We start from the raw sequence: 21816 nt of genomic DNA, 5'->3' as shown, positions 1-21816 counted from the left end.
CTCTCAGCGGAGGAGATAGGGCATGTTGACCGTGACGGCTCCGGTGGGGCAGCGGGCCGCGCACGGGCCGCAGTACCAGCACTCGTCGACGTGCATGTACGCCTTGCCGTTGGTCTCGTCGATGGCGAGGGAGTCCAGCGGACACATGTCCACGCAGAGCGTGCAGCCGTCGATGCACTTCGACTCGTCGATGGTCACGGGCACGTCGGCCCGCTGGGGCGCCAAGGTCATGGCTGTCTCCAGGAAGGTGAGCTGTGAGGCGGGAGTGGTGTCTACAGGGAGCGGTGCAGCAGGCCGCTCATGGTGATGCGGTCACCGCGGAAGCGGATGAACTCCAGGTCGACCGGGCGGCCGTCCGAGAGGTGGGTGAGCCGTTCCAGCATCAGGACGGCCGCGCCGCGCGGGGCTTCGAGGACGGTGGCGGAGTGGGCGTCCGCGTTCACCGCCTCCAGGGTGATCTCGGCGTGACCGAGCCGCCGGCCGGTGATGGCTTCCAACAGGCGGAAGACATCGGTGTTCTCCAGGTCGGCGTCGAGCAGGGCGGTGCCGATGTCGAGGGGGATGTAGGTGAGGTCGAGGGACAGGGGAAGGCCGTTGAGGCGGCGCAGACGTTCGATGTAGAGGACGTCGGCGCCGGGTGGGACGCGGAGGCGTTCGGCTACGGGGGTGGGAGCCGGGGCGGGGCCCATGGTGCGGACCTCGTTGGTGACCTGACCGTGTTCGCGCAGGGTTTCCGCAAGGCCCATCAAGCGGTCGAGCCCATGCGGATACTTCTGGGCGACCACCACCGTGCCGACGCCGGGGAGACGGTCCACGAGGCCCTCGGCGCGCAGAAGGTCAAGTGCCTGGCGGACGGTGTTGCGCGAGGCACGGTAGTCGGCGGCCAGAGTCAACTCGTGCGGGAGGGTGCCGGCCGAAAAGCCCCCGGTCAGGAGCTGGTGGCGCAGCAGGTCGGCAAGCTGGCGTGCCCGGTCCGCGCGCAACCGACGCCGTGTGCGCTGGGCGGCGACGGTGGGCGCGCCCTGGCCTGCGTGGTCTCGGATGCGGTCGGTGGGCGGCATGGCCGGAACCATACCTATCCGGTAGGGATAGTGGTGTTGCGGAAGTGTTGCGCCACCTGACGCATCGCCGGATGCCTGGCTGACCTGGTCTTTCGGCAGACGGAAAAGAAGATCTGCCAGGGCCGTCCCCTGTCCGACCGGGCGCATGCTGTGCGAGGTCGGCCGACGTGTCACACACAGCCGACGGGTCACACACAGGGGTGCAGACGCACCCCAGTCAGGGCAAAGGCACCGTGTTGATTCGCCCATGCATTAGCCGCGAAGAGTTGGGCACTCGGAGCTAGCACGAAAGAGGGCTCAGCAACCGCACAGTCCGCGGGCGGCAGGTTCACCCGCTCCAGGCTGTGCGGAGGGCGGGAAACAGGTGCCGCAGGCCGGACTGAGGGCCCGCGCATACCGACGACACTTGACGATAGGAATGACCATGATTGTCCTTGGCGTTATTTTGCTCCTCATCGGCGTGCTCGCCGGTATCTCCTTGCTGACGACGGTCGGCGGAATCCTGGTCGTCGTCGGCGCTGCCCTGTGGATCCTGGGCGCGACCGGACGCGCGGTGGGCGGACGCAAGCATTATTTCTAGAGACCTCATTTCCAGAGACCTCTAGAGGCCGAGCGTAAGAGCCAGGTGCCCGCCCCTGTGTCCCGGGGGCGGGCACCTGCTGTGTGATGGGTCGATCAGGGCCGCCGGCGGTCCGGAAGACCTGGGGCCCGAGAGTCCGGCGTGGTTCAGGGTTTGCGTGCGACGGCACCGAACTGCGGGAGTACGGGAGCGGAGTCGGGCTCAGTACGCCATTGCGCGCATGACACCAGACCCGGGGCGACGAGGTGCAGCCCGTCGAAGAAGGAGCTGACCTCCGCCCGGCTGCGGGCGGTGATCGGCGGTGTGGCGTTCTCGTTCCAGAACTTCATGGCTTCGGCATTGCCCTCGCCACCCAGGTCGGTGTCGGTGGTGGGGTGAGTCAGGGCGAGATAGCTGCCGGAGGGGACCGAGGCCATGATCCGGCGCACGATCTCTTGTGCCTCGCGGGTGTCGAGGACGAAGTTGAGGATGCCCAGCATCATGACCGCGACGGGTCGGCCGAGGTCGAGGGTTGCCGACGCACCCTCCGTGACGGCGTCCGGGTCACGGACATCGGTGTCGATGTAGTCGGTGGCTCCCAGGGCGGTGCCGGTCAGCAGGCTGCGGGCGTGGACCAGCACGATGGGGTCGTTGTCGACGTAGACGGTCCGGGATTCGGGTGCGATCCGTTGGGCGATCTCGTGGGTGTTGTCGAGGGTCGGCAGGCCGGTTCCGATGTCCAGGAACTGCCGTACTTCACAGTCGGCGGCCAGGAATTGGACCGTGCGGCCGAGGAACTGGCGGTCGGCGCGAGCCACGTCTCGGATCACCGGGAACATCGAGGCGACCTGGCCGCCTACTTGCCGGTCGACCTCGTAGTTGTCCCTCCCGCCGATCCAGTAGTTCCACACGCGTGCGTTGTGCGCGACAGCGGTGTTCAGCCTGCCCGACACATCTGACGGGTGTTGGCTCTCACTCACGTCTTCCCCTTCTCTTGTTCACCCACGGGGTGTTCCAGGCACGAGGAGTTCCCAGTGTGGTGTACGTGGATCACGGCGTCCGGGGATTGGGAGTTCTCAAGTGCAGCCTGATGTGTGCCGTATGGCTACCGCTGCTGGCTGTGGGTGGAGTCCGGTCTGCCTGCGGTGTCCTCGCCGGACGCTGTCGGCAGGGCGTGGTGGACATCCGAGGGGCGGCCGCCCGCAGTGGCGGGGCGCCGGGGCCGGGAGGCAGTGGCGGGTGAGAGCGCGGCGGCAACCAGCATGAGCAGCAGGACCGGAACCATCGCGGCGCGCAGCCCGTGGTGTTCGCCGAGGAAGCCAAGAGCCGGCGGCCCAGCCAGCAGCGCCACGTAGCCGATCCGGGAGGTCAGTGCGACACGGCCGGCGGTGTCCGGACCGGACTCGCCGGCGGCGGAAAGAGCCAGCGGGAAGCCCAGGGACGTACCGAGGCCCCACAGGAGCACGGCACAGCCGGCCGCCACCGGGGAATCCACGAAGGACACCAGGGAAATCCCGACGGCCGTCAGCAGCGCACCGCAGCCCAGCACCACCGGGCGGCCGAACCGGGCCACCACAAGACCGCCGGCGAACCGGCCGACCGCCATGGCGGCGGCGAAGCCCGCGTACACCAACGACCCGAGTCCCGCGGGCATGTCGTGACCGTCGACCATCAACAGGGGCAGCCAGTCGGTGGCGGCTCCCTCGGCCAGCGTCATGCCGAGCACCACGCCGCCGATGAGCAGCAGCCGCGGATCGAGGTACAGCCGGTGTTCGCGGATCCCTCCGTCGGCGTCGGTCGCACCGGCATCGGCGGTGACCGATGTCCCGACAGCGTTCTGGTCGGCGGTCCGGGTGCGGCGGCCGATGCCGGGACGCAGCCGGGGCAAGGCGAAGGCGAACAGCGCGACGGTCAGCAGCAGTACGCCCGCCAGATGCCAGGGCACCGGGAAGCCGACCGAGGCGCCGGCCACCCCGAGGCCCGCCCCGACCACGGTGCCGAGGCTGTAGCAGCCATGCATGGCCGGCAATACGGGGCGGCCGAGTTCTTGCTCGACGTGGGAACCGTCGACGTTGCTTGCCACCTCCGAAAGCCCCATGCCGGCGCCGAAGAGCAGCAGCCCGAAAGTCACCACCAGGGCCGAGGCCATGGCGGCGCCCAGAGCCATCACCCCCACGCTGGCCAGGACCAGGGTCATGCAGGTGACGATGACGGGGCGGGTCGAGAACCGCGCCACCAGGGCGCCGGCCGCCAGGATGCCGAGCATCGAGCCGATCGACATGCCGAAGAGCACCAGGCCCATCTCGGCGGTCGAGGCGCCGAGCCGGTCCCGGACGTCAGGGGTTCGGGTCACCCATGTGGCGAGCGCGAGGCCGGGTATCGCGAAACACAGCTGCAGGGCGGTGAGGTGACGGCGGATCAGCGGATCCATGGAGCGCGAGCCTCCGGAAGCGGGACAGTGGGTGTGGCCGCCCACCCTAGCCAGAGCCCCACCAGCCATGGCCAGGGGCCACGTACAGACAAGATACCCGGAGTGAGTGCTCACTCATTGACGGAGTGAGTACTCACTCCGTAAGCTTGCGGACATGACACCACCCAAGGAGAACCAGACCGCCCGGCGCCGCGCCCCCGGCATGTCACCGGAGCAGCGCCGCGAAATGATCATCCGGACCGCGATCCCGCTGATCGCCGAGTACGGCGCCGCGGTGACGACCGCGAAGATCGCCCGCGCCGCGGGCATCGGGGAGGGCACTATCTTCCGGGTCTTCGCCGACAAGGACGAGCTGCTGCAGGCCTGCATCGCCGAGGCACTCTCACCCGAGCACGCGGTCCGCGAGCTCGACGCGATCGACGTGTCCCAGCCGCTGCCCGACCGGCTCGCGGAGGCGGCCGAGGCGCTGCAGGCGCACATGTCCAGGATGGGCGCGATCATGGGTTCGCTGGGGCATGGCGGCGGCAAGCACCCCGGCACGGTGCGCGGCGCGGGCCGGGAGGAGTCGACGACACGTATCCGCGCGGCTCTCGTGGAGCTGCTGGAGCCCGACAAGGCCACATTGCGCCGGCCGCCGGAGCAGATCGCCGCCCTGTTCTTCGGGCTGCTGTTCATCCAGCCGCGTACCGAGGACGAGCCCGACCTGACCCCGCAGGAACTGGTGGAGGTCTTCCTGCACGGGGCTCTCACGGGGAGCACCAAGTGAGCGCGTTACGAGGGCGTCTGGCGGTGATGGCTGCGGCAGCCCTGGCCCCCGCCGTGGTGTGGCTGGTCGTGGACCCGCTGCTGGGGCACCGGGTGCGGATCGCCGACGGCGAGGAGACGCTCGACATCGGCGCCGGGGCCGTGGTGGTCGTCGCGCTGCTCGCGTCGCTTGCGGGCTGGGGGCTGCTGGCAGCCCTTGAGCGGTTCGGGGTGCGGCGTGCCCGCGCCACCTGGACCGCGGTGGCCGGCCTCGTACTGGCCGTGTCTTTCCTGCCGTTGACCGGTGACGGCATGGATGGCAGCACCCGAGCCGCTCTGGCGTTGATGCACCTGGCGGTGGCGGCGGTACTGATCCCGGGGCTGGGCGGCAGGGCCCCAGGGCGGGAGTCGGTGGCGCGAAGAGGCGACCGGCAACAACAAGTAGGCGGCGAACAGCGCCAGGGGTAGGCAGCCTCACTGGAGTGTCACGCCGCCGGGAGGCCCCTCGGGCGCCCGTGCCGGTGGACATGCTGGATATGAGGAGCGATGGCTGGCGGGCGGGGCCTGAGCCTGCCCGCCAACCACTGCTGCACTTGAGGAGGGCCTTCCGCAATGCGGGAGGCCCTCCCCGCATCGCCTATGTTGTGACCGCTTACACCCGTCAAGGACGCCGCGGCGTCTGCGCCGCCGCCGAGTCCGGAGTTTCACCCATGCTTTTCGAAGTGACCCGCAGCGAGCTCGTCGACATCTTCGGCGAGGAGCGGATCGCGACCGTGCCCGCCACCGCCTTCCCGCCCGCCGCCGCGAACAGCGAGGGTGTCCGCCTCCTGCAGGCCGTGGGCGCCCCCACGGGGACGCTCCTGCTGCGTCAACCCGATGTGCACGACGGTCTGTTGCCCCTCGTCCGGGAAGTCGTTCACATCGAGGATTTCGCCGACGCGACCGAGGGCGCGGGGGAGTGGCCCGTCATCGGCTGGCTCCTCAACGCGCACCTCGCCCTCGACCCCGCGTCCGGGAGGGTGCACGCCTTTGACCTCGACGAGGAGACCGACGTCGAACTTCACACGGATGTCTCCTCCCTCCTCCAGGTCGCCCTCCGGCTCCAGTGCCTGCTCGAGCGGTTCACCTTCAGCGACGACGAGGACGAGGAGGAAGCCGACTACGAGCGCCTGGACGCCGAGGTCGATCGCATCCGCGAGGAGACGAGCAGCATCGACCCGCTGCCCTTCCGGGACGGCGAAACCGTCTGGGCGGCAGTAAGCGACGAGATCGCCATGGGGCAGCGCTTTTAGGACGTCAGCAGCAACAGCAGCAACAGCGGCAACCAGCGGCAACCAGCGGCGTCAGCCCGGGAGTTCGCTCGCTCCACGGGTGATCACCGGCCCAATTGCCCTGATCCGTGAGGCTGTTTGGGTGGGATCTGCATACGCCTCCCACAAGATCCGTAGGCGGGATCGCGGTGGCTGTGACCCGCGCTCTCTTCCTGTCAGGTTTCTCGGGCCTCGGCGAGCCGGTTACTGCGGTCGATCTCCGGCATGTGTGTCTCGGCCCAGGCCCGCAGAGCGGAGAGCGGCCCTTCGAGGGACAGGCCGAGCTCGGTGAGTCGGTAGTGGACGGCGGGCGGAACTGTGGGTTCCACGCGGCGCGCAACCAGGCCGTCGCGGACCAGGCTTTGCAGCGTGACAGACAGCATCTTCTGTGAGACGCCCGGAATGCCACGCCGAAGTTCCGCGAACCGGATCTCACCGGGATCTGCCTCGGCCAACACCTTGACCACCATCGACGTCCATTTGGTGCCGAGGCGGTCGAGCAACTTGCGAGTCGGACAGAGCGGGTCCAGCAGATCACCGCGCTCACCGGACCGCCGACTGGGTTCGCCGGGCTTGGACGTGGTCACCCGCGTCTCACCACCTGAGGGATAAGTGCCGTCTTGGAAGGGCCAGGCTAGTTCCCTAGCGTGACCCTGTCACCATTCTTCACCACCCCCCAACCCCTCCTGGAGTCCCTCCATGCCCGAACTGCGACGCGTCCCCGTCAACGGAGTCGAACTCAACGTTGCCCTGGCCGGATCTGGTCCGGCCGTCCTGCTGCTGCATGGCTTCCCGCACACCTGGGAGCTGTGGACGGACATCATGGCCGGCCTGTCCGACCGCTACCGCGTCATCGCACCGGACCTGCGCGGATTCGGCGCGAGCAGCCCGGCCGCCTCCGGACATGACTCCGACACCTTGGCCGAGGACGCCGCAGCGCTCCTCGCCAAGCTCGGAGTGTCTTCCGCCGCAGTCGTGGGTATCGACGCGGGTGCCCCGCCGGCCTTCCTCCTCGCCCTGCGCCGCCCCGGTCTCGTCCGGCGCCTGGTCGTCATGGAGTCCGTGCTGGGCGGGCTGCCCGGCGCCGAGGACTTCCTCGCCGACGGCCCCCCGTGGTGGTTCGGCTTCCATACCGCCGCGCCCGGCCTCGCCGAGACCGTCCTGGAAGGCCACGAGGCCGCCTACATCGACTGGTTCCTGCACAACGGCACGCTCGGCGACGGAGTGCCCCCTGCCATCCGGGACGCCTTCGTCCACGCATACACGGGCAGCCGGGCGTTGAGCCGCGCGTTCTCGTATTACCGGGCCCTACCGGAAAGCGCGCTGCAGATCTCGCGGGCCGTCGCCACCGCCCGCCTGTCGGTGCCCACGATGGCGCTGGGCGCCCAACCCGTAGGCGCTGCCCTGGAACGCCAACTCCGCCCCGTCGCCGACGATCTCACCGGACACGTCATCGAAGACTGCGGCCACATCATCCCCCTGCATCGACCGAAAGCCCTGCTCACGCTGTTGCAGCTGTTTCTGGCCGGTGAGGACGCGCTTGCAGCATGACCGGGGCGGCGGCGACCAGCGCCACGCGCACCACCAGAAGGGGCCTAGGCCCGGTTCACGCGGTGTCGTCCATCGGCAGGCGCTCCGGCAGCCCGATCCGCGGGAACTGATCGTCGTGGAACGTGATGATCTCGCTGATCGCCCCGTCGGTGACCCGCAGGACGTCGATCGTCAGCGGCAGGTACGCGCCCTCCGACTTCTGCCAGAGGTAGAAAGCGACGGCGGGCTGCCGGTTCACCGAGGTGAGGACGGCGCGCAGGCCCTTCATGCCCTCGAAGCCGCCCGTGACCCAGTCCTCCACGACCGCGTCGCGGCCGACCTGGATGCCCGGCGTGGGCGGCATCGAGCAGCGGACGTCGTCCGCCAGCATGGCGGCGAGCCGGCCGACGTCCGTGGCCACGCTCGCGTCCGTATAGCGGCGCACCAGCTCGCGCGTCCCGGCGTCCTGTTCGCCGACGGTCCAGTCCTGCCGCTCGGCGGGCAGGTGTTCCCGCATGCCGGCGCGGGCCCGCTGCAGCGCGCTGTTCACGGAGTTGACGGAGTCCCCAAGGGCCTCCGCGACATCCTTCGCCGGCCAGCCGAGCACATCCCGCAAGATCAGCACGGCCCGCGGGCGCGGCGCGAGGTGCTGGACTGCGACCAGGTACGCCAGCTCGATCGTCTCCCGCGCGACCGCGACGGTCTCCGGCTCGTCCGCGTTGCCCGCGGGCAGCTCGTCGAGCAGCCGGTCCGGGTAAGGCTGCAGCCACAGCACCTCGCCGCCGGTCGCGGGCTCGGGGCGGCGCTTGGCGAGCAGATCCAGGCATGCGTTGGTGGCGATCCGGTACAGCCAGGCCCTGAACGTCGACCGCCCCTCGAAGGTCTCCCTGCGCCGCCAGGCACGGAGGAACGTCTCCTGTACGGCATCCTCGGCGTCCTCGAACGATCCGAGGATGCGGTAGCAGTGCACGTGCAGCTCTCGCCGGTGCCGCTCCACCAGCCCCGAGAACGCCGGCTCGTCGACCTCGCCCAGACCACTCACGCCCAGCTCCTTCAACCACGTGTCCGCACTCATCACGTCATCCTTCCGCCGCGTCATGTCCTGTCGTACGTGTGACGCGTGTGGGCGCGAAAACTCATCACTGGGGGCGGCCGCCCGCGGTCAGCGGCTTCGGGCGCCAGGTCCCAGCCGGGCGGTGACATCCCTGGGGGTGAGCGCGGAGCGTTCCGCGGAGCACTCGACGACGACGCGGACCGGGGCGTCGCAGTCGGTGTGGCGGACATCCAGTACCGGGCCCTCGGAGCCGAGGGCGTGCGTCTCACCCCACTGGCTCAGGGCCATTAGGACGGGCCAGAGGTCCCAGCCCTTGGGTGTCAGGCGGTACTCGTTGCGTGCGCGGCTGCCCGGCTCCCGGTATGGGACGGCCGTCAGGATGCCGGCGGAGACCAGCTTGCGGAGACGGTCGCTGAGGACGGCCTCCGACAGACCGATGTGGCGGTGGAAGTCGTCGAACCGGCGGACTCCGTTCACCGCGTCCCGCAGGATCAGCAACGTCCACTTCTCACCGACCACGTCGAGCGTGCGCTGGACGGGGCAGTTCTCCGTGCTCGCCTCAAGCCACTTCATCCCGCCATCGTAGGGGCCTGGCTTCGCCGTTGACAGTCAGCAGTACGCACAGCTAGCTTCACTTGTAAAAGTCAGATGGAAGGCGAAGGTGCTCGACTGTGGGACGCACGCGTACGTATCAGTGGGATGACCCCGCAACCCTCGCGGAGGCCACCACCCGCATGGCCGGCATCGACTTCCTGCGCGAACTGCAGGCGGGGCGGCTGCCGGGCGCCCCCATCAGTCAGACCGTCGACTTCAGCCTGGACGAAGTCGAGCCCGGCAGGGCGGTCTTCTCGCTGACGCCGGGCGAGGAGCACTACAACCCGATCGGCAGTGTGCATGGCGGCGTCTATGCCACCCTGCTCGACTCGGCGGCGGGTTGCGCCGTCCAGTCCACGCTCCCGCTCGGCACGGCGTACACCTCACTCGACCTGACGGTGAAGTTCCTGCGTCGGATCACCGCAGACACGGGACCGGTGCGCGCCGTCGGCACGGTGGTCAGCAGGGGGCGTCAAACCGCCCTCGCCCAGGCGCAGTTGCTCGACGGCGCGGACCGTCTGCTCGCGCACGCCACCAGCAGCTGCATGCTCTTCCCGGTGACGCCCGCACGCGGGTGAAGCGGGTGCGGCGGGTGAAGCGGGTGAGCCGGGTGCGGCGGGTGAGGCGGGTGCGGTGAGCACTCCGCCTCCCGACCGGGAGTCATGGTCGGGGAGTCACCGCCGCCGACAGCGGAAAATACTGCGGGGCGCGGAGCCTTATTTGCAACGCGCCGGGACGGCCCACCACCGATCAGTGGCCCTCCGTCAGTGCCGCATGCGCGGCGGCGAGGATCTCCTCGGACTGGGGTGAGCCCTTGGTGGCCCGGGCCAGGACGAGCGCGCCGAGCATGGTGCACAGCCGGGTGATTCCGTCCTGGTCGTCGGTGGCGAGCCAGTCGGCGAGGTCGGCCACGCCCTGCGCGTAGACGCGGCGTGCCTCACCATCCGCGTGCTCGGGGTCCGTGCCGGCCCGCGCCATGTCGGTGACGAGTGCGGCTGCGGGGCACCCGTCCGCCGCACTGTCGCGATGCTCGACGGAGAGGTAGGTGTCGAGCAGGGCCCGCTGGGCCACGTCGCGCTGCCCGGCGTGTTCGGCGAGGTCGTCCTGGTGGCGCCGGGTGAGTTCGGCAAAGGCGTGAGCAGTGGCCTCATCGACGAGGGCGTCCTTGGACGCGAACTGCTTGTAGAAGCCGCCGTGGGTCAGGCCGGCCTCCTTCATCAGGTCGGCGACGCTGACCTGCGTGCCCCGCTCCCGGAACAGGCGGGACGCAGTCTGCACGACCCGCTGGCGGTTCTCCTCCGCCTGGGCTTGCGATACGCGGCCCATCGGCCACCTTCCTTTCTGCGCCCGACCTCCGGATCGGACGCCGACCCCCCATTTGGATGTCGAGTGGAATCTATTCTAGACTCCCATCATTAGATGTCGAGTGACATCTAAAAGCGCTCGGGCGGCCAAGCCGGAGTGCACCCCATCGAGATCAGACGGAGTGGTCATGGAACTGAAGGACGCGGTCGCGGTTGTCACCGGCGCCAACCGGGGGCTCGGCCGGGAGCTGGCCGCCCAACTCGTGGCGCGTGGCGCGAAGGTGTACGCGGCGGCCCGGCACCCCGAGACGGTGGACCTGCCGGGTGTCACCCCGCTGCGCCTTGACGTGACGGACGAGGCATCAATCCGGGAGGCGGCCCATACCGCCCCCGACACGACGCTGTTGATCAACAACGCCGGCATCTCCACCGGCGCACAGCTGATCGCGGGCGACCTGGACATGGTGCGCCGTGAGATGGAGACAAACTTCTACGGCCCGCTCACCACGACCCGCACCTTCGCCCCGATCATCGAGGCCAACGGCGGCGGCGCCGTCCTGAACATCCTGTCCGTTCTGTCCTGGTGGCACCCGGCCGGCCTCGGCTCCTACGCCGCCTCCAAGGCCGCCGCCTGGGCACTGAGCGACGCCTCCCGCGAGGAGCTGGCACCCCGCGGCATCGCCGTCTCCGCACTGCACGTCGGCTACATGGACACCGACATGGCCGCACACGTCCCCGCCGACGGGAAGACCGCGCCCGCCGAAGTCGCCGCCCAGGCCCTGCACGCCCTCGAAACAGGCCTGCCGGAGATCCTCGCCGACGACACCAGCCGATACGTCAAGCAGAACCTGTCCACCGCGCCTTAGGCGGCGTGAGACGGGTGCCGCAGTCCGAGGCGCGGTGCACCTCCCCTTCGATCCCTGAGTGCGAACTCCCATGCACCACACGGCCTTTGGCCACCGCACCGGACTGCCGGAGCCATGGGGCCAACAATCGGTGTGCACGCCCAACGGTGCGGATGCATGGCTTCCGAAGTACCGAAGAGGCTGCCGAGAGTTACGTCCCCGGCGGCCGAGATCCGCGCAGCGCGCAGGCCGCTGTCCCACCCGGCAAGCGATGACGATTGTTCGCGATCAAGCGGTAAACCACGTGGGCAGCCCAGCGCAGAGGAGGCAGCGTCAGCAAAGCCCCCAGCACTGACCACCCCGGGCCCGCACTCAATAGCGCCTTCGCCACGGCCTGGGAACCTCCGTACACCGTCCCCGTCGGAGTCACCCACAGCACCTCGTACTCGGCTCGTTCCTGGGGAACACCGAGCGCTTCCAAGTCCGCGAACTGCCAAGGGATGATCTCGCAACGGGGCCGGACACGACGCTCGACGAACCTCACCGAGGTGGTGCAGAAACCGCAGTCTCCGTCGAAAACAAGAACAGGCTGGATCCTCATGCCTCCAGCATGATGCGCTCCCATGACAACGCGGCGGATCTTTCGCCGGGCAGTCCCTGCTGTGGCGATCGTGGGAGGCCGCAGCCGTCCATCGTGGTCACGGCCGGTTAGCCTGGACGAAAGGCGTGAAGTGGGCGGGAGTGTGGTCGATCGCCAGGTCGCCACGCCAGGCGCGGAGGATCTGGGCGCTGCATACGAACAGGCCATCGGGGAGTTGGTCGAGAGGGTGCCACGCCCAGTCGCCGACGCTCTCGTCGGGTTGCGTGGCCGGCTGTCCCCGCCAAGCGTGGACGAGTGCACCGACGGTGACCCGCAGGACGTCCCCAACGTGGTCGACGAGGGTTCCCAGTAGCTCGACGTCCCTGGTATGCGCGATCAGACCGGTCTCCTCACCGAGTTCACGGATCACCGCGGCTTCGAAAGACTCTCCGGCTTCGACGGTTCCGCCCGGTAGTTCGAGGGTGCCGCGACGATGACGGCCCAACAGGATGCCCTGCTCACTGAGGACGATGGCCCCGACGCCGACGGCCGCGTGTGCCACCGGCGGTTTGGAGCCGCGGGGGCGGCTGGACACGCGTACCGGTCGGTCGGGCAGGCGCCGGGCGCGAATGAGCTGCTGAATGACCGGTGCGTCTTTGTCGGGGTGCCGCAGAAGGTCGAGGGTCTCGACGCGAAAGCCGTACTCCGTGAGCAGGTCGTTCCACAGCTGCGGTGCCAGGACCCACATCTGGGTCGGCAGGGGCGGGTCGTCGCGCAACAGAATCATCTGCTCGCGCGGTGCCAATTCCGTGGACGGTCCACGGCCGTGAAGATCGGTGTGCAGGAGCGAGAGGATCAGCGGCGCGCCGACACGCAGCCCGTCGCGTAGGGCGGGCAGCGCGTGGTGCGGGTTGATGAAGGCCAGGGAGCCGATGGCGTACGCGGCGTCGAACGGTTCGGCGTCGTTGAGGTACTCGGCAATATCCCCTTGGGCGAACTGCACACCGGAAACCTCTGCGTGGGTGGACGCTGCGCGTTCGTGCTGCGTGGGGGACAGCTCGATTCCGGTGACGCGAGCGCCGTGCGTCTGGGCGAGGTGGACTGCGTGCTGGTCGGCCCCGGAGCCGATGTCCAGGACACGGCGGCCGGTGATGTCGCCAAGGGCTTCAGCCCCGGGTCCGACTCCTTCCCAAGGCGTCCAGAACATCTGGTCGGGAATGGGCGGCGTGTAGGCACGAGCGAGTTGGCGTTGGCCGTAGATCTTCCAGGCTTGGGAATTGATGTCCTCGACGGGCACGAAGTCTCCTCGACGGGCGTGACGTGTGGATCAGGCGTGCGTGATGGGGCGGACGGGGTCCTTGCCGCTTCGGGTTCGGTCGATGGCGTGGAGGTGGATCCGGTTTAGCTGGTCAGCGGTCAGCGGTCAGCGGTGAGTAGTCGGTGGGCCGAGGTCAGTCGGCCGCCGACGAAGCTGAGACCTACCCTCTTCAGGGCGCGCTGGACCCGGCACACGGAAAGTCGCGAAGGCCGCACTCCTCAGGTGTGGGGTTGTGAGGGCTTGGGGGATGGTCGGCAGGACCTTTCGGACGTGACTGTCGGCCGGTGATCGTCGTTGGTTCACCGACCACCCGCGCGAGGTCCGGAGGACACAAATGACGCTGGGGCAGGGCATCTTCGTGGCGGTGGTCACGGCTGTGGTGGGCGTGCCCCTCGTGGGCCTGATCGCCCACTGGGGGTTCGGGGACTTGGGGCCGGAAGCGAGACCGCCCCGGGGCAGCGGTTCCGCCACGGACGTCGAGCGCGTAACTCTGGCCAAGGACCAGGCTAAGGACCAGGCCAAGGACCAGGACAGGGACCCGGCGAACAAGCGCGACGGCTGGGACAGTGAGGCGACCCTGGGCTGCTGCGTGTTCCTCGTCGTCGCCGTGGCGATCGTGCTGGTGGAACTGGCGGTGGCCGACCCGGGGCCGAACGACGGCCATGTCCGGGCGATCGCCACCATTCCGGTGCTGATGGCGGCGGCGGTACCGGTCCTGCGGGCCCGCAAGGGCGCACGCGGTCTGCTGCTGGCGGTGCACGCGTCGGGCGCGCTGACGTTGGCAGCCGCGTGTCTGAGCGTCGCCGCCTTCGTCACCGGGCCGCCGCCGTACGCGTCGGGATGGATCCTGCTCGCCGTCGTCACGGCAGGTGTCGCCACCACGTCCGTCGTGGCCCTGGTCCGGGCACAGGTCACCCTCACCGTGGTGCCGGTCGCCGTCGCCGTGCTGGTCGCCGTATTCGGTGCGATCGCGCACTCCCAGTACGACTCGCCGGGCTACGCCATGCGCTATGGGGACTCCGTGCGCATGCCGTTGCCCTCCCGGTGCGTGACGGGTGAGGGGATGGGGTGCGTCATCACGTGGAACGAGGCGCAGCATGGGTCGTCCCCCGCCTTCGCCGAGAACCAGATGGTCACCGTCCACTTCAGTCCGCAGGGCAGTGACCGTTACGGGCGTTACTACCGGCTCGGGGGCCTTTACGAGCCCGGAGACGACAACGACCCGACTTTGGTCTCCTTGGACACCCGGGCCGTCGATGACAACGCGTATGTGACCCTCGGCTACCGAGCCGACTCCTTCACGCCGTTGGGGCGGTTGCGTCTGCCGGGGCTGATGTGGGCGGCGCTGCCTCTCCTGCTGTGCCCGTTGGCGCTGCATCTGTTCCTCGTGAGGGACAGGGCGACGCAACCGCTGCGGCGGAGTGGGGCGTTGGTGCCGGATGGCTGGCGGCGGTTCGGCAGGGCGCGCGGGTGTGAGCAGTGAGCACGGAGCAGGCAGCGACCATGAGGACACGTCGCTCCGGCGGCCCCAGCCCCCGGGCCCTCCGGTCCGGTGTCGCCGTGCTGACAGCGAGCGTTCTGGCCGCCGGGTTGCTGACGCCCTCGGCGAAGGCGTCGAGTACGGCAGCTGCGAGGCCGCCCACGGCCGCGTCGTCGACCGACCCGGGACGCGAACACGCGGAGATCGCCCGGGAGGTCATGACAGACCCCATCGGCCAGGCGGGCATGGAGGCCCACGAGGCGCTCCACATGGAGGACGGCAGCCGCAACCTCGCGATCATCTGGTTCGACGTGACCGACTTCCCCCGCCACGTCTACCGGAGGATCACCAAGAAGTTCGACAACCTCGACTTCAGCATCGGATTGCCTGGCAGCAGGAAGAAGGCCGACCGGCGCCGCTACGAAGGGCGCGGAAGAATGCTGCGTCACGCGGGAAAGGAGGCGCTGTTCGAGCGCCTGGGGATGTCACCGGACCGAACCCTCCTGGAACTCACCGCGGTCAACGTTCCGATGAGCCGTGCGGAGGGGGCGTACGACGCGGCCGGAGTGCATGCGGAGGCCTTGATCTACGAAAAGATCCTGCGGCCGTTCCTGCGGGAACTCGGTCTGTCCGCCCAAGAGGTCGACGCGCTCCTGGGCAAGGCCGTCGGGGGATTCTCCGACCGGGCGCGCTGCCCCGTGTGCCGCAGGATCACGATCAGGATTCCCGCGGACAAGTTCACGTCTCTCGTGTCCTTCCTCCGCAAGGAGAAGCCGGAGCGGGCGAACCGGGTCGGTGCCATCGTCGCCAGCGGCGTGAAGTTCGTCAGGGAGTACAAGGGCAAGCAGAAGGCCAGGGCCGAGCAGGCCATGCCGGTGAGCGACGGCTCCGCCACCGACTGCGTCTCGAAGAAAACGGACAGCGGCCCCCGGCCCGTCATGGCGATGGCCCTGCCGCTCGCCGCCCCCGCGGGCGACTGCGGTGAGGGCGGGAGCAGGGTCAGTTCGGGGGCTCTCGGGCGGGCTCTCGAATCCCCGGCCGGGGCCGACGCCTACGGCGGTGTGGACTTCTCCACCTTGGAGATGCGGTACATCTCCGACGGGCGGGACGGCCTCAGCTATGCCTACTCCGGTTCGACGCTCCCCGACGAGTACCAGCAGGACCCCGGCTTCGGTGCACAGGTCGTCCAGGATTTCGGCGCGGACCTGCGGACCTGGCTGGCACTGGCCCCGCAGAAGTTCTGGGTCAATCTCAATCCCGCCGAACCGGACCGGATCGTCGACGCCGCCCTCGGCCGGACCAACGCCGGCCAGGTCATGCTCGAGGCCGACCTCCAGATGAAACGGACGAAGGCGAAGCTCCTGCACCCCGACACAGAAACCGGAAAACGCTTCTGGCGGGAGATCCGGCCGTCCGCAAACGGTTCCCTCTGCCTCTCCTCCCGCATGTGGATCGTGCCGGGAAAGATCGAGGTCCATGAGGAGGGCGAATCGCTGCACATCCTCAAGGCGCTGCTCGACGTGAAGACGGAGTCCCTGAACGTCGACGCCCCCGAGACGGGGGCGTGCGACAACGACCCCGCGGCCGACGCCCACAACGAGAACCTGGATAGGACTCTCGTCCTGCCCGAGATGAGGAAGGCGGTCAACACCGCAGCCGAGTACGCGCCCCTGCGGCGGGCGTTCCTGGCAAGGATCGTCGCCCAGTGGGTCAAGAAGCGTCATCAGCAAGGCCACCAAACGTCCTTCGACGGTGCGATCGCCGGCGAGCAACCAGTTTCGTCCTCACACGGAGGCCGGAGCCCCAGGGATGTCTTTGACGACTACGTCCACTCCTACCAACACAAGGAGTTCGACATCACCCGCAGGACGACCAAGGGACGGCTCACGCGCGTCACCCGGTACGTATACGGTGGCGCGGACTTCACCCGGGTCAAACTCGCCAAGGTCGGGGAGGCGGAGATGCGCGAGCGGTACCCGCGGTTCGTCGAATCCGCGCAGGCTTCCGTCGAACGGCAAGTGACCGCGGCCAACGGGACCGTCTGGTTGGGTGGTTCGACCATCCCCGCAGAGGAGGGTTTCTGGAGCGGCCTCAAGGACGACGCCGTCCGGGCGACGGGCGGGAACGGTTTCGTCATGTCGATGACGGCTCTCTTCGCGGTCGGGCTCCTCCTCAAACTGCGCAGCCGCCTGCGTCGGCGGGGGCAGTCCTCCGCCTGACCAATCCCACCGGCGTTGTTCGGCCGGGGCCCGGACTGCCCCGCCCGAGTCATGCAGGGAGCGCTCCGCGAGCGCGAAGCTCTACACGAGCCCGAGCATCGCCTCGGCAACCTCGCCGAACGACGCATCGGGGATCGCAGTGGAAGCCTTCTCGAGGACGAGCAGCCGTGTCCCGGGGATCTCGCGCGCGAGAACCTCGCCGTTGCCGACGGGGAAGAAAGGGTCGAGGCGGCCGTGGACGACAAGGGTGGGGGCCTCGATCTCGGGCAGGCGCTCGCGCCAGCGAGGCTTGCAGTCGAGCCGGGAAAACACCATGCCCATCTGGTTGGCCATCTGGACAGGGGGTGTGGTGCCGGGCGTGCGGTCCCAGATGCGCGCAGCGATCTCGCGCGCGGCGACGGGATCATTGCCGAGGATCTCCGCGCCGACGGCCGCGAACTCCGCGACCGCCTCCCGGTCGCTCCAATCGGGCATCGGGCGCGCGAACAGCTTGCTCATCGTCGCCGAGTCGTGGTCGGGGAGGTCATCGTCGGGTGGGCCCGGCGCAACCGCACGGGTGCCGACCAGGGTGAGCGCCGAGAACACACCCGGATGATCGAGCGCGGCCACCTGGGCGACCATCCCACCGACGCCGATGCCCGCAAGGTGCGCAGATTCCCCGCCGAGCGCGCTTGCGAGGGCCGCCGCATCGGCGGCGAGGCTGCGCAGGGTGTAGGTGGGCGCTTCTGGGTCCGCAGTCGTCGACTCTCCGCTGTCGCGCAGGTCGTAGCGCACCACACGACGCCCACCCGCGGCGAGGCGCCTGCACAGCGCGTCGGGCCAGGAAAGCATGGTCGTGCCGCCGACGAGCAGGACGAGTGGCGCGTCGTCGTCACCGAACGACTCGATGCCCAGGGCGATCTCGTTTGCTTTGACAGTGGTCATCGGATCACCGGGAAATGTCGTAGGTCAGGTGTGTCGCGGTCGATGTCGCGGTCACGCTCCGCTGCACCAGCGTGTGTGCCGATCCGCCGCTGAACAGCGGTGTCCCGGCGCCCAGCACGACGGGCGCGAGGTGCAGATTCAGTACGTCGACCAGCCCTGCGTCGAGCGCCGAGCAGATCGTGGCGCCGCCGCCCATGAGGACGACGTCGAGGTCCCTGCCGCTGTCCGACGATGCCGCCTCGGCTCGCTTGCGCGCGGCGGCGACGGCGTCGGGCAGACCGGTGGTGACGAACGTCCAGTCGAGGTTGGCCGTCCGCACCGACTTCGGTGGCGAGCTCGTCACGACGACGAACGCGGGCTTGCCGACCTCACCCGCGCCGTAGCCGGTGGTGTCGTCCCAGCCCTGCGGCCCGTCGACGATGTCGAAGAGGTGACGGCCGAGGACGACGGCGCCCGAGCGGGCGGTCCCCTCGCGCAGGAACCGGAGGTCGTCGGGGTCATCGGAGAACGCCCACGTGTGCAGGGCTTCGCCACCGGTTCCCAGGCCGTTTTCCGGGCCGGGGTCGGGCCCGGTGACGAAGCCGTCGAGAGAGACAGAGATGTCAGCAACGATGCGAGTCATATCAGGGCAGACTCGATCCCTTGCTCAAACTCATCGCTCGCGTAGGGAGTGAGCAGTGACCAGGGCAACTACCAGGGCAACGGCGGAGCGGACCGCCAGGACCGGCGACAGCACGCCCCGGATCATCAAGGGCAGGGGCAGCGAGTCGGACCGCCAAGGGGGTCGAGCCGGCCTGCAGCCATGACTTGTCCGGCCGATCGTGGTTGCGGGCAGTCGGGCATGATGCCTGGGTGAGCATCATCGTGAAGTTCTTCGTGGCGCCGGATGACACGTCAGCGGGTCTGGCCCTAGAGACCGGGCCGGGGCAGACATGCGAGTCGCTCTCCTTCGGCAACTTCGATCCCGAGGAGGCGGTGATCGAGTGGGAATGCCTTCTGGCCGGTGGCAGCTTCGAGGATCTTGCCGACGCCGGTGAGCCTCGCATCGTCGCCGACCAAAGCAACGAGGGATGCGTCGTCTTCGCGATTTCGCCTCGCCTGTCCACTGCACTCGCGGACGAGGAGCCGTCCAAGTTGCGTGACCTCGCCGCCTCGTGGGCTCAACTGCGTGCGGAAGACGGCGAGGTCATCGACACCGACATCGCCGAAGCGATCGTGGGTGATCTGGCTGGTCTCGTCAGAAAGGCCCGGCGCCAGGACCAGGGCGTCTACTGCTGGGTCGCGTAGGAGTTCATGCTCGGAGCCAGATGGCGATGGCCGCTGCGGTGGCGGTGCCGAGGAAACGCAACCGCGTTTGTCGTAGCGCGTGGCGATCGCCCGGGATTGCCTGGGCGGGTTATCCCCGCTCACGGTGTGCCGTGTGCAGGCGTAGAGCAAGGGCTCCCTCACGCCCGAGGCGGCGCATTCCAGGGGCACACCCAAGCCATGGATGTTGCCTCACCCGGGGCGCGCCGGCATCGTCGTAAAAAGCCACTTGCAACTGTTGGCTTGGGTCGGGAAGGCTCCGTGGTCATGGAGTTCTTCTGTTACCACCGTGATCGGCCCAATTCCCTCGCGTTGCGTGAGGAGTTGACGGAGGAGCACTGGTCCTACATGGACCGGTTTGCGAAGGAGCTGATCGCTCGCGGTCCGACCTTCGCCGATGATGGTGAGACGCCCACCGGCAGTGTGCACATCGTCGACCTGCCGGATCCCGCCGCTGCCCGCGCGTTCGCCTTCGACGAGCCCAGCTACCAGGCCGGCGCGTATCGAGATGTGCTGGTGCGCCGGTGGCGCAACTTGCTGGGGCGCACCATGTGGGATTTCGACGGTGACCGGACCGGCGGCAATCGGTATCTGGTGCTCGGTCTCGGCGAGGGCCCGGCCGCCGATCTCGACGTGCCTCTCGCCCAGGACGAGCTGATCGCGTACGGGCCCTTGCTGTCCGACGACGGCGACACTTGGGTGGGCACAGCGGTGCTGCTCAGGGCCCCGAACCCGGACGCGGCACGAGCCGTTCTGACGTCGGACCGGTATGCGGACATCGAGGTGCACAACTGGGAGTTCGGCGGGCGGCGATGAGCCACGTCGGCACCGGTTGATCTCATCTCACAGGATGAAGGACCGGGCGCGGTTCGCCGAGCATGCGGTCCCAGGTCTCCGTGTGCAGGAGCGGCAGCCACGCCCGGTTCCTCTCGATGCACTCCGCGGCTTTTGCCGAGCAGACGTGCCGCGAGCGAGGGCCGGAGGCTGGCCAGGGAGGTGCGCCTTCATAGGCGGGTGACCACCGGGCTGACCACACGGGGGCACGTCCTCCCAGTGTGACCTTGCGGTCGCCGCTTTCGTACAGGTACACCAGTGTCGTCGGCACGACGAACTCCCACGGCTTGGCCAGGTAGGTGGACGGGTTGCGATGCTGATCCCGCATCGCGCGCCGGACGTAGAAGCGCGCATGCGGGGGGCGAGCAGAGACCGGACAACCGTGTGTTGCCCCCGGAGGGGCCGGCGGTCACGCTGCCAAGCGGGTCCCGCGGCGCCATACGGCTCGGGTGTTGAGAGTGTCGCTGATCTTGTGGGTCGGGTCGCCGTCGACCAGCAGGAGGTCGGCGCGGAGTCCCTCGGCGACGCGGCCCCGGTCGCTGAGGCGGAAACGGCGGGCCGTGGTCGCGGTGGCCGCCCGCAGGGCCCGTTCGGGAGTGAGGCCGGCCGTCACCAGATACTGCAGCTCGTGGTGCAGGCTTGCTCCGTGTGCCAGACCCCCGAAGAACGTCTCGGGCATGGAGACATCGGTACCGGCCAGCACGTCGACGCCGGCGGCGTCCAGGGCGTGCACGGTGTCGTACACGTCGTCGAGCTTGCCCTGCGGGTAGCGGTTGTAGCTGGAGCGCAGCGTCCGGTCCCACGCGCTGTCGAGGCGTGCGGCGACTCGGGGGTCGTCGGCGAGTTCGCTGCCGGTGATGCCCATCATCGAGGCGTTGAGAGTGACGCAGGGAATGACGAACATGCCCGCGTCCTTGATGATGCTGATGATCTCGGCGGTGTGCGGCTGGTCCATGAACACGTGGGTGAGTCCGTCGATGCCGGCTTCGGCGGCCATCTCGGTGGCGTCCACGGTCAGTGCGTGGGCCACGGTGAGGGCGCCGTACTTTTTGGCTTCGGCGACACCGGCGTTCACGGTGGCCTGGTCGAGCGTGGGCAGCCCAGGGTGTCCCTCCACGCTGCCGTCGTCGATCATGAACTTGATGAAGTCGGAGCCGCGGGCGAGGAGCTGCGGCACGAAGGCGGCCGCCTCCTCGGGAGTGGTGGAGAACGGCATCAGAGGCATCACCGGGGGGAGATCCCACTTCGGCCGGAAGCCTTCGGGCATCAGCTCGCTCGGGTGGCCGCCGGGGGGTGTGATGGCGAAGCCCGAGGAGCGCACGTCGGCCAGAGTGTCGTCCTCGGCGATGGCGCCTCGGTTCTCCCGGGTGTTCATCCCCTGCATCTCCAGTTCGGTCGTCACCCCGAACCTCAGGGCGAGCGCCAGCGAACCCGGAGCGGAGTGCACATGGGCGTCGATGAGCCCCGGCAGCAGGGTGGCGCCGCTGCCGTCGACGATCTCGCTGCCGTGAGGGGCGTCGCCGCCGACTCGGACGATTCGCCCGTCGTCGATGACCACGGTCCGTACGCCGATCGCCTTCTCCCCGTCGAAGATCTGCGCGCCTGTGATTGCAGTGAGTGCCATAGCGGTCCGCCTCGTTTCCTCGCCCGTCCAAGATTTACATACCCAACGCTATGCAATTGTCAGGTGGTATGCAAATGTGTCGGCCGGGCCTAGAATCGGT

General features: G+C 68.9%; 24 protein-coding genes. 11 read left to right on the top strand and 13 right to left on the bottom strand.

Going from position 1 to position 21816, the window contains the following annotated elements:
* Positions 1 to 3: 3 nt before the first annotated feature.
* Complete coding sequence (locus tag AB0I66_RS36170; RefSeq protein WP_351904079.1) at positions 4 to 231, bottom strand: ferredoxin family protein; 228 nt, start codon at positions 229 to 231, stop codon at positions 4 to 6.
* 41 nt (positions 232 to 272) lie between these two features.
* Positions 273 to 1061 carry a GntR family transcriptional regulator gene (locus AB0I66_RS36165; protein ID WP_363212282.1) on the bottom strand — a complete coding sequence of 263 codons (789 nt, stop codon included), beginning with the start codon at positions 1059 to 1061 and terminating at the stop codon, positions 273 to 275.
* A gap of 424 nt (positions 1062 to 1485) precedes the next feature.
* Here AB0I66_RS36165 and AB0I66_RS36160 point away from each other — a divergent pair, with 424 nt between their 5' ends.
* Entirely contained in the window at positions 1486 to 1641 is a 156-nt protein-coding gene (locus AB0I66_RS36160) for a hypothetical protein (RefSeq protein WP_363212281.1), read from the top strand.
* Positions 1642 to 1787: 146 nt separating this feature from the next.
* Here the strand turns inward: AB0I66_RS36160 and AB0I66_RS36155 are convergent, their stop codons facing one another.
* Positions 1788 to 2600 carry an SAM-dependent methyltransferase gene (locus AB0I66_RS36155; protein WP_363212280.1) on the bottom strand — a complete coding sequence of 271 codons (813 nt, stop codon included), beginning with the start codon at positions 2598 to 2600 and terminating at the stop codon, positions 1788 to 1790.
* A 125-nt stretch (positions 2601 to 2725) separates the two neighbouring features.
* Positions 2726 to 4051: an MFS transporter gene (locus AB0I66_RS36150; protein WP_363212279.1), complete on the bottom strand. Its 1326-nt coding sequence runs from the start codon at positions 4049 to 4051 to the stop codon at positions 2726 to 2728.
* A 154-nt stretch (positions 4052 to 4205) separates the two neighbouring features.
* On the opposite strand from AB0I66_RS36150, the gene AB0I66_RS36145 reads away from it, so the two are divergent.
* The 3 genes from AB0I66_RS36145 (at position 4206) to AB0I66_RS36135 (ending at position 6087) form a co-directional block, all read left to right on the top strand.
* A complete protein-coding gene (locus AB0I66_RS36145; protein ID WP_363212278.1) occupies positions 4206 to 4817 on the top strand; it encodes a TetR/AcrR family transcriptional regulator in 612 nt (203 codons plus the stop codon).
* Positions 4814 to 5263 carry a DUF6069 family protein gene (locus AB0I66_RS36140; protein ID WP_363212277.1) on the top strand — a complete coding sequence of 150 codons (450 nt, stop codon included), beginning with the start codon at positions 4814 to 4816 and terminating at the stop codon, positions 5261 to 5263. The genes AB0I66_RS36145 and AB0I66_RS36140 overlap by 4 nt, the downstream gene beginning before the upstream one ends.
* Positions 5264 to 5505: 242 nt before the next feature.
* Positions 5506 to 6087 (top strand): SUKH-4 family immunity protein, encoded by a 582-nt coding sequence (locus tag AB0I66_RS36135; protein ID WP_363212276.1) that lies wholly within the window; start codon positions 5506 to 5508, stop codon positions 6085 to 6087.
* Positions 6088 to 6281: 194 nt separating this feature from the next.
* Here AB0I66_RS36135 and AB0I66_RS36130 read toward each other — a convergent pair whose 3' ends face one another.
* Positions 6282 to 6692: a helix-turn-helix domain-containing protein gene (locus AB0I66_RS36130; RefSeq protein WP_363212275.1), complete on the bottom strand. Its 411-nt coding sequence runs from the start codon at positions 6690 to 6692 to the stop codon at positions 6282 to 6284.
* 112 nt (positions 6693 to 6804) lie between these two features.
* Between AB0I66_RS36130 and AB0I66_RS36125 the strand changes: the two genes are divergently transcribed.
* Complete coding sequence (locus AB0I66_RS36125) at positions 6805 to 7656, top strand: alpha/beta fold hydrolase (RefSeq protein ID WP_363212274.1); 852 nt, start codon at positions 6805 to 6807, stop codon at positions 7654 to 7656.
* Between the two features lie 55 nt (positions 7657 to 7711).
* On the opposite strand, the gene AB0I66_RS36120 is transcribed toward AB0I66_RS36125, so the two are convergent.
* The gene (locus AB0I66_RS36120; RefSeq protein WP_363212273.1) at positions 7712 to 8710 is read right to left on the bottom strand and encodes an RNA polymerase subunit sigma-70; all 999 of its coding nucleotides are present in this window, start codon (positions 8708 to 8710) and stop codon (positions 7712 to 7714) included.
* 87 nt (positions 8711 to 8797) lie between these two features.
* A complete protein-coding gene (locus AB0I66_RS36115; protein ID WP_363212272.1) occupies positions 8798 to 9262 on the bottom strand; it encodes a helix-turn-helix domain-containing protein in 465 nt (154 codons plus the stop codon).
* A gap of 98 nt (positions 9263 to 9360) precedes the next feature.
* Between AB0I66_RS36115 and AB0I66_RS36110 the strand changes: the two genes are divergently transcribed.
* The gene (locus AB0I66_RS36110) at positions 9361 to 9861 is read left to right on the top strand and encodes a PaaI family thioesterase (RefSeq protein ID WP_363212271.1); all 501 of its coding nucleotides are present in this window, start codon (positions 9361 to 9363) and stop codon (positions 9859 to 9861) included.
* A gap of 172 nt (positions 9862 to 10033) precedes the next feature.
* Here AB0I66_RS36110 and AB0I66_RS36105 read toward each other — a convergent pair whose 3' ends face one another.
* Complete coding sequence (locus AB0I66_RS36105; protein ID WP_363212270.1) at positions 10034 to 10609, bottom strand: TetR family transcriptional regulator; 576 nt, start codon at positions 10607 to 10609, stop codon at positions 10034 to 10036.
* Between the two features lie 166 nt (positions 10610 to 10775).
* Between AB0I66_RS36105 and AB0I66_RS36100 the strand changes: the two genes are divergently transcribed.
* On the top strand, positions 10776 to 11453 hold the full coding sequence (locus AB0I66_RS36100) for an SDR family oxidoreductase (RefSeq protein WP_363212269.1): 678 nt from the start codon (positions 10776 to 10778) through the stop codon (positions 11451 to 11453).
* Positions 11454 to 11643: 190 nt separating this feature from the next.
* Here the strand turns inward: AB0I66_RS36100 and AB0I66_RS36095 are convergent, their stop codons facing one another.
* Both AB0I66_RS36095 and AB0I66_RS36090 read right to left on the bottom strand, forming a co-directional pair.
* Complete coding sequence (locus AB0I66_RS36095) at positions 11644 to 12033, bottom strand: DUF393 domain-containing protein (protein ID WP_363212268.1); 390 nt, start codon at positions 12031 to 12033, stop codon at positions 11644 to 11646.
* Positions 12034 to 12130: 97 nt separating this feature from the next.
* Positions 12131 to 13309: a bifunctional class I SAM-dependent methyltransferase/NUDIX hydrolase gene (locus AB0I66_RS36090; RefSeq protein ID WP_363212267.1), complete on the bottom strand. Its 1179-nt coding sequence runs from the start codon at positions 13307 to 13309 to the stop codon at positions 12131 to 12133.
* Positions 13310 to 13664: 355 nt separating this feature from the next.
* Here AB0I66_RS36090 and AB0I66_RS36085 point away from each other — a divergent pair, with 355 nt between their 5' ends.
* Both AB0I66_RS36085 and AB0I66_RS36080 read left to right on the top strand, forming a co-directional pair.
* Positions 13665 to 14813, top strand: a complete 1149-nt coding sequence (locus tag AB0I66_RS36085) for a hypothetical protein (RefSeq protein ID WP_363212266.1) — start codon at positions 13665 to 13667, stop codon at positions 14811 to 14813.
* Positions 14814 to 14890: 77 nt separating this feature from the next.
* Positions 14891 to 17029, top strand: coding sequence for a hypothetical protein (locus tag AB0I66_RS36080; RefSeq protein WP_363212265.1), 2139 nt, complete (start codon positions 14891 to 14893; stop codon positions 17027 to 17029).
* An 81-nt stretch (positions 17030 to 17110) separates the two neighbouring features.
* Here AB0I66_RS36080 and AB0I66_RS36075 read toward each other — a convergent pair whose 3' ends face one another.
* Together AB0I66_RS36075 and AB0I66_RS36070 are read right to left on the bottom strand one after the other, a co-directional pair.
* Positions 17111 to 17953, bottom strand: a complete 843-nt coding sequence (locus AB0I66_RS36075; protein WP_363212264.1) for an alpha/beta hydrolase — start codon at positions 17951 to 17953, stop codon at positions 17111 to 17113.
* Positions 17954 to 17957: 4 nt separating this feature from the next.
* Positions 17958 to 18575 carry a dihydrofolate reductase family protein gene (locus AB0I66_RS36070; RefSeq protein WP_363212263.1) on the bottom strand — a complete coding sequence of 206 codons (618 nt, stop codon included), beginning with the start codon at positions 18573 to 18575 and terminating at the stop codon, positions 17958 to 17960.
* A gap of 230 nt (positions 18576 to 18805) precedes the next feature.
* Between AB0I66_RS36070 and AB0I66_RS36065 the strand changes: the two genes are divergently transcribed.
* Both AB0I66_RS36065 and AB0I66_RS36060 read left to right on the top strand, forming a co-directional pair.
* Positions 18806 to 19240 (top strand): hypothetical protein, encoded by a 435-nt coding sequence (locus tag AB0I66_RS36065; protein WP_363212262.1) that lies wholly within the window; start codon positions 18806 to 18808, stop codon positions 19238 to 19240.
* A 285-nt stretch (positions 19241 to 19525) separates the two neighbouring features.
* Positions 19526 to 20074, top strand: coding sequence for a YciI family protein (locus tag AB0I66_RS36060; protein WP_363212377.1), 549 nt, complete (start codon positions 19526 to 19528; stop codon positions 20072 to 20074).
* A 427-nt stretch (positions 20075 to 20501) separates the two neighbouring features.
* Here the strand turns inward: AB0I66_RS36060 and AB0I66_RS36055 are convergent, their stop codons facing one another.
* Positions 20502 to 21716 (bottom strand): amidohydrolase family protein, encoded by a 1215-nt coding sequence (locus AB0I66_RS36055; RefSeq protein WP_363212261.1) that lies wholly within the window; start codon positions 21714 to 21716, stop codon positions 20502 to 20504.
* Positions 21717 to 21816: the final 100 nt, after the last annotated feature.

Origin of the sequence: Streptomyces sp. NPDC050439, assembly GCF_040655335.1 — a bacterium.
In the GTDB taxonomy this organism is placed as follows: Bacteria; Actinomycetota; Actinomycetes; order Streptomycetales; family Streptomycetaceae; genus Streptomyces.
This window is presented reverse-complemented; position numbering and strand designations above follow the sequence as displayed.

What these genes read in the sequence shown, in the direction of transcription:
- AB0I66_RS36170 (WP_351904079.1), bottom strand. Translation starts at nt 231, where the DNA reads ATGACCTTGGCGCCCCAGCGGGCCGACGTGCCCGTGACCATCGACGAG.
- AB0I66_RS36165 (WP_363212282.1), bottom strand. Translation starts at nt 1,061, where the DNA reads ATGCCGCCCACCGACCGCATCCGAGACCACGCAGGCCAGGGCGCGCCC.
- AB0I66_RS36160 (WP_363212281.1), top strand. Translation starts at nt 1,486, where the DNA reads ATGATTGTCCTTGGCGTTATTTTGCTCCTCATCGGCGTGCTCGCCGGT.
- AB0I66_RS36150 (WP_363212279.1), bottom strand. Translation starts at nt 4,051, where the DNA reads ATGGATCCGCTGATCCGCCGTCACCTCACCGCCCTGCAGCTGTGTTTC.
- AB0I66_RS36145 (WP_363212278.1), top strand. Translation starts at nt 4,206, where the DNA reads ATGACACCACCCAAGGAGAACCAGACCGCCCGGCGCCGCGCCCCCGGC.
- AB0I66_RS36135 (WP_363212276.1), top strand. Translation starts at nt 5,506, where the DNA reads ATGCTTTTCGAAGTGACCCGCAGCGAGCTCGTCGACATCTTCGGCGAG.
- AB0I66_RS36125 (WP_363212274.1), top strand. Translation starts at nt 6,805, where the DNA reads ATGCCCGAACTGCGACGCGTCCCCGTCAACGGAGTCGAACTCAACGTT.
- AB0I66_RS36120 (WP_363212273.1), bottom strand. Translation starts at nt 8,710, where the DNA reads ATGAGTGCGGACACGTGGTTGAAGGAGCTGGGCGTGAGTGGTCTGGGC.
- AB0I66_RS36115 (WP_363212272.1), bottom strand. Translation starts at nt 9,262, where the DNA reads ATGAAGTGGCTTGAGGCGAGCACGGAGAACTGCCCCGTCCAGCGCACG.
- AB0I66_RS36105 (WP_363212270.1), bottom strand. Translation starts at nt 10,609, where the DNA reads ATGGGCCGCGTATCGCAAGCCCAGGCGGAGGAGAACCGCCAGCGGGTC.
- AB0I66_RS36100 (WP_363212269.1), top strand. Translation starts at nt 10,776, where the DNA reads ATGGAACTGAAGGACGCGGTCGCGGTTGTCACCGGCGCCAACCGGGGG.
- AB0I66_RS36095 (WP_363212268.1), bottom strand. Translation starts at nt 12,033, where the DNA reads ATGAGGATCCAGCCTGTTCTTGTTTTCGACGGAGACTGCGGTTTCTGC.
- AB0I66_RS36085 (WP_363212266.1), top strand. Translation starts at nt 13,665, where the DNA reads ATGACGCTGGGGCAGGGCATCTTCGTGGCGGTGGTCACGGCTGTGGTG.
- AB0I66_RS36075 (WP_363212264.1), bottom strand. Translation starts at nt 17,953, where the DNA reads ATGACCACTGTCAAAGCAAACGAGATCGCCCTGGGCATCGAGTCGTTC.
- AB0I66_RS36070 (WP_363212263.1), bottom strand. Translation starts at nt 18,575, where the DNA reads ATGACTCGCATCGTTGCTGACATCTCTGTCTCTCTCGACGGCTTCGTC.
- AB0I66_RS36060 (WP_363212377.1), top strand. Translation starts at nt 19,526, where the DNA reads ATGGAGTTCTTCTGTTACCACCGTGATCGGCCCAATTCCCTCGCGTTG.
- AB0I66_RS36055 (WP_363212261.1), bottom strand. Translation starts at nt 21,716, where the DNA reads ATGGCACTCACTGCAATCACAGGCGCGCAGATCTTCGACGGGGAGAAG.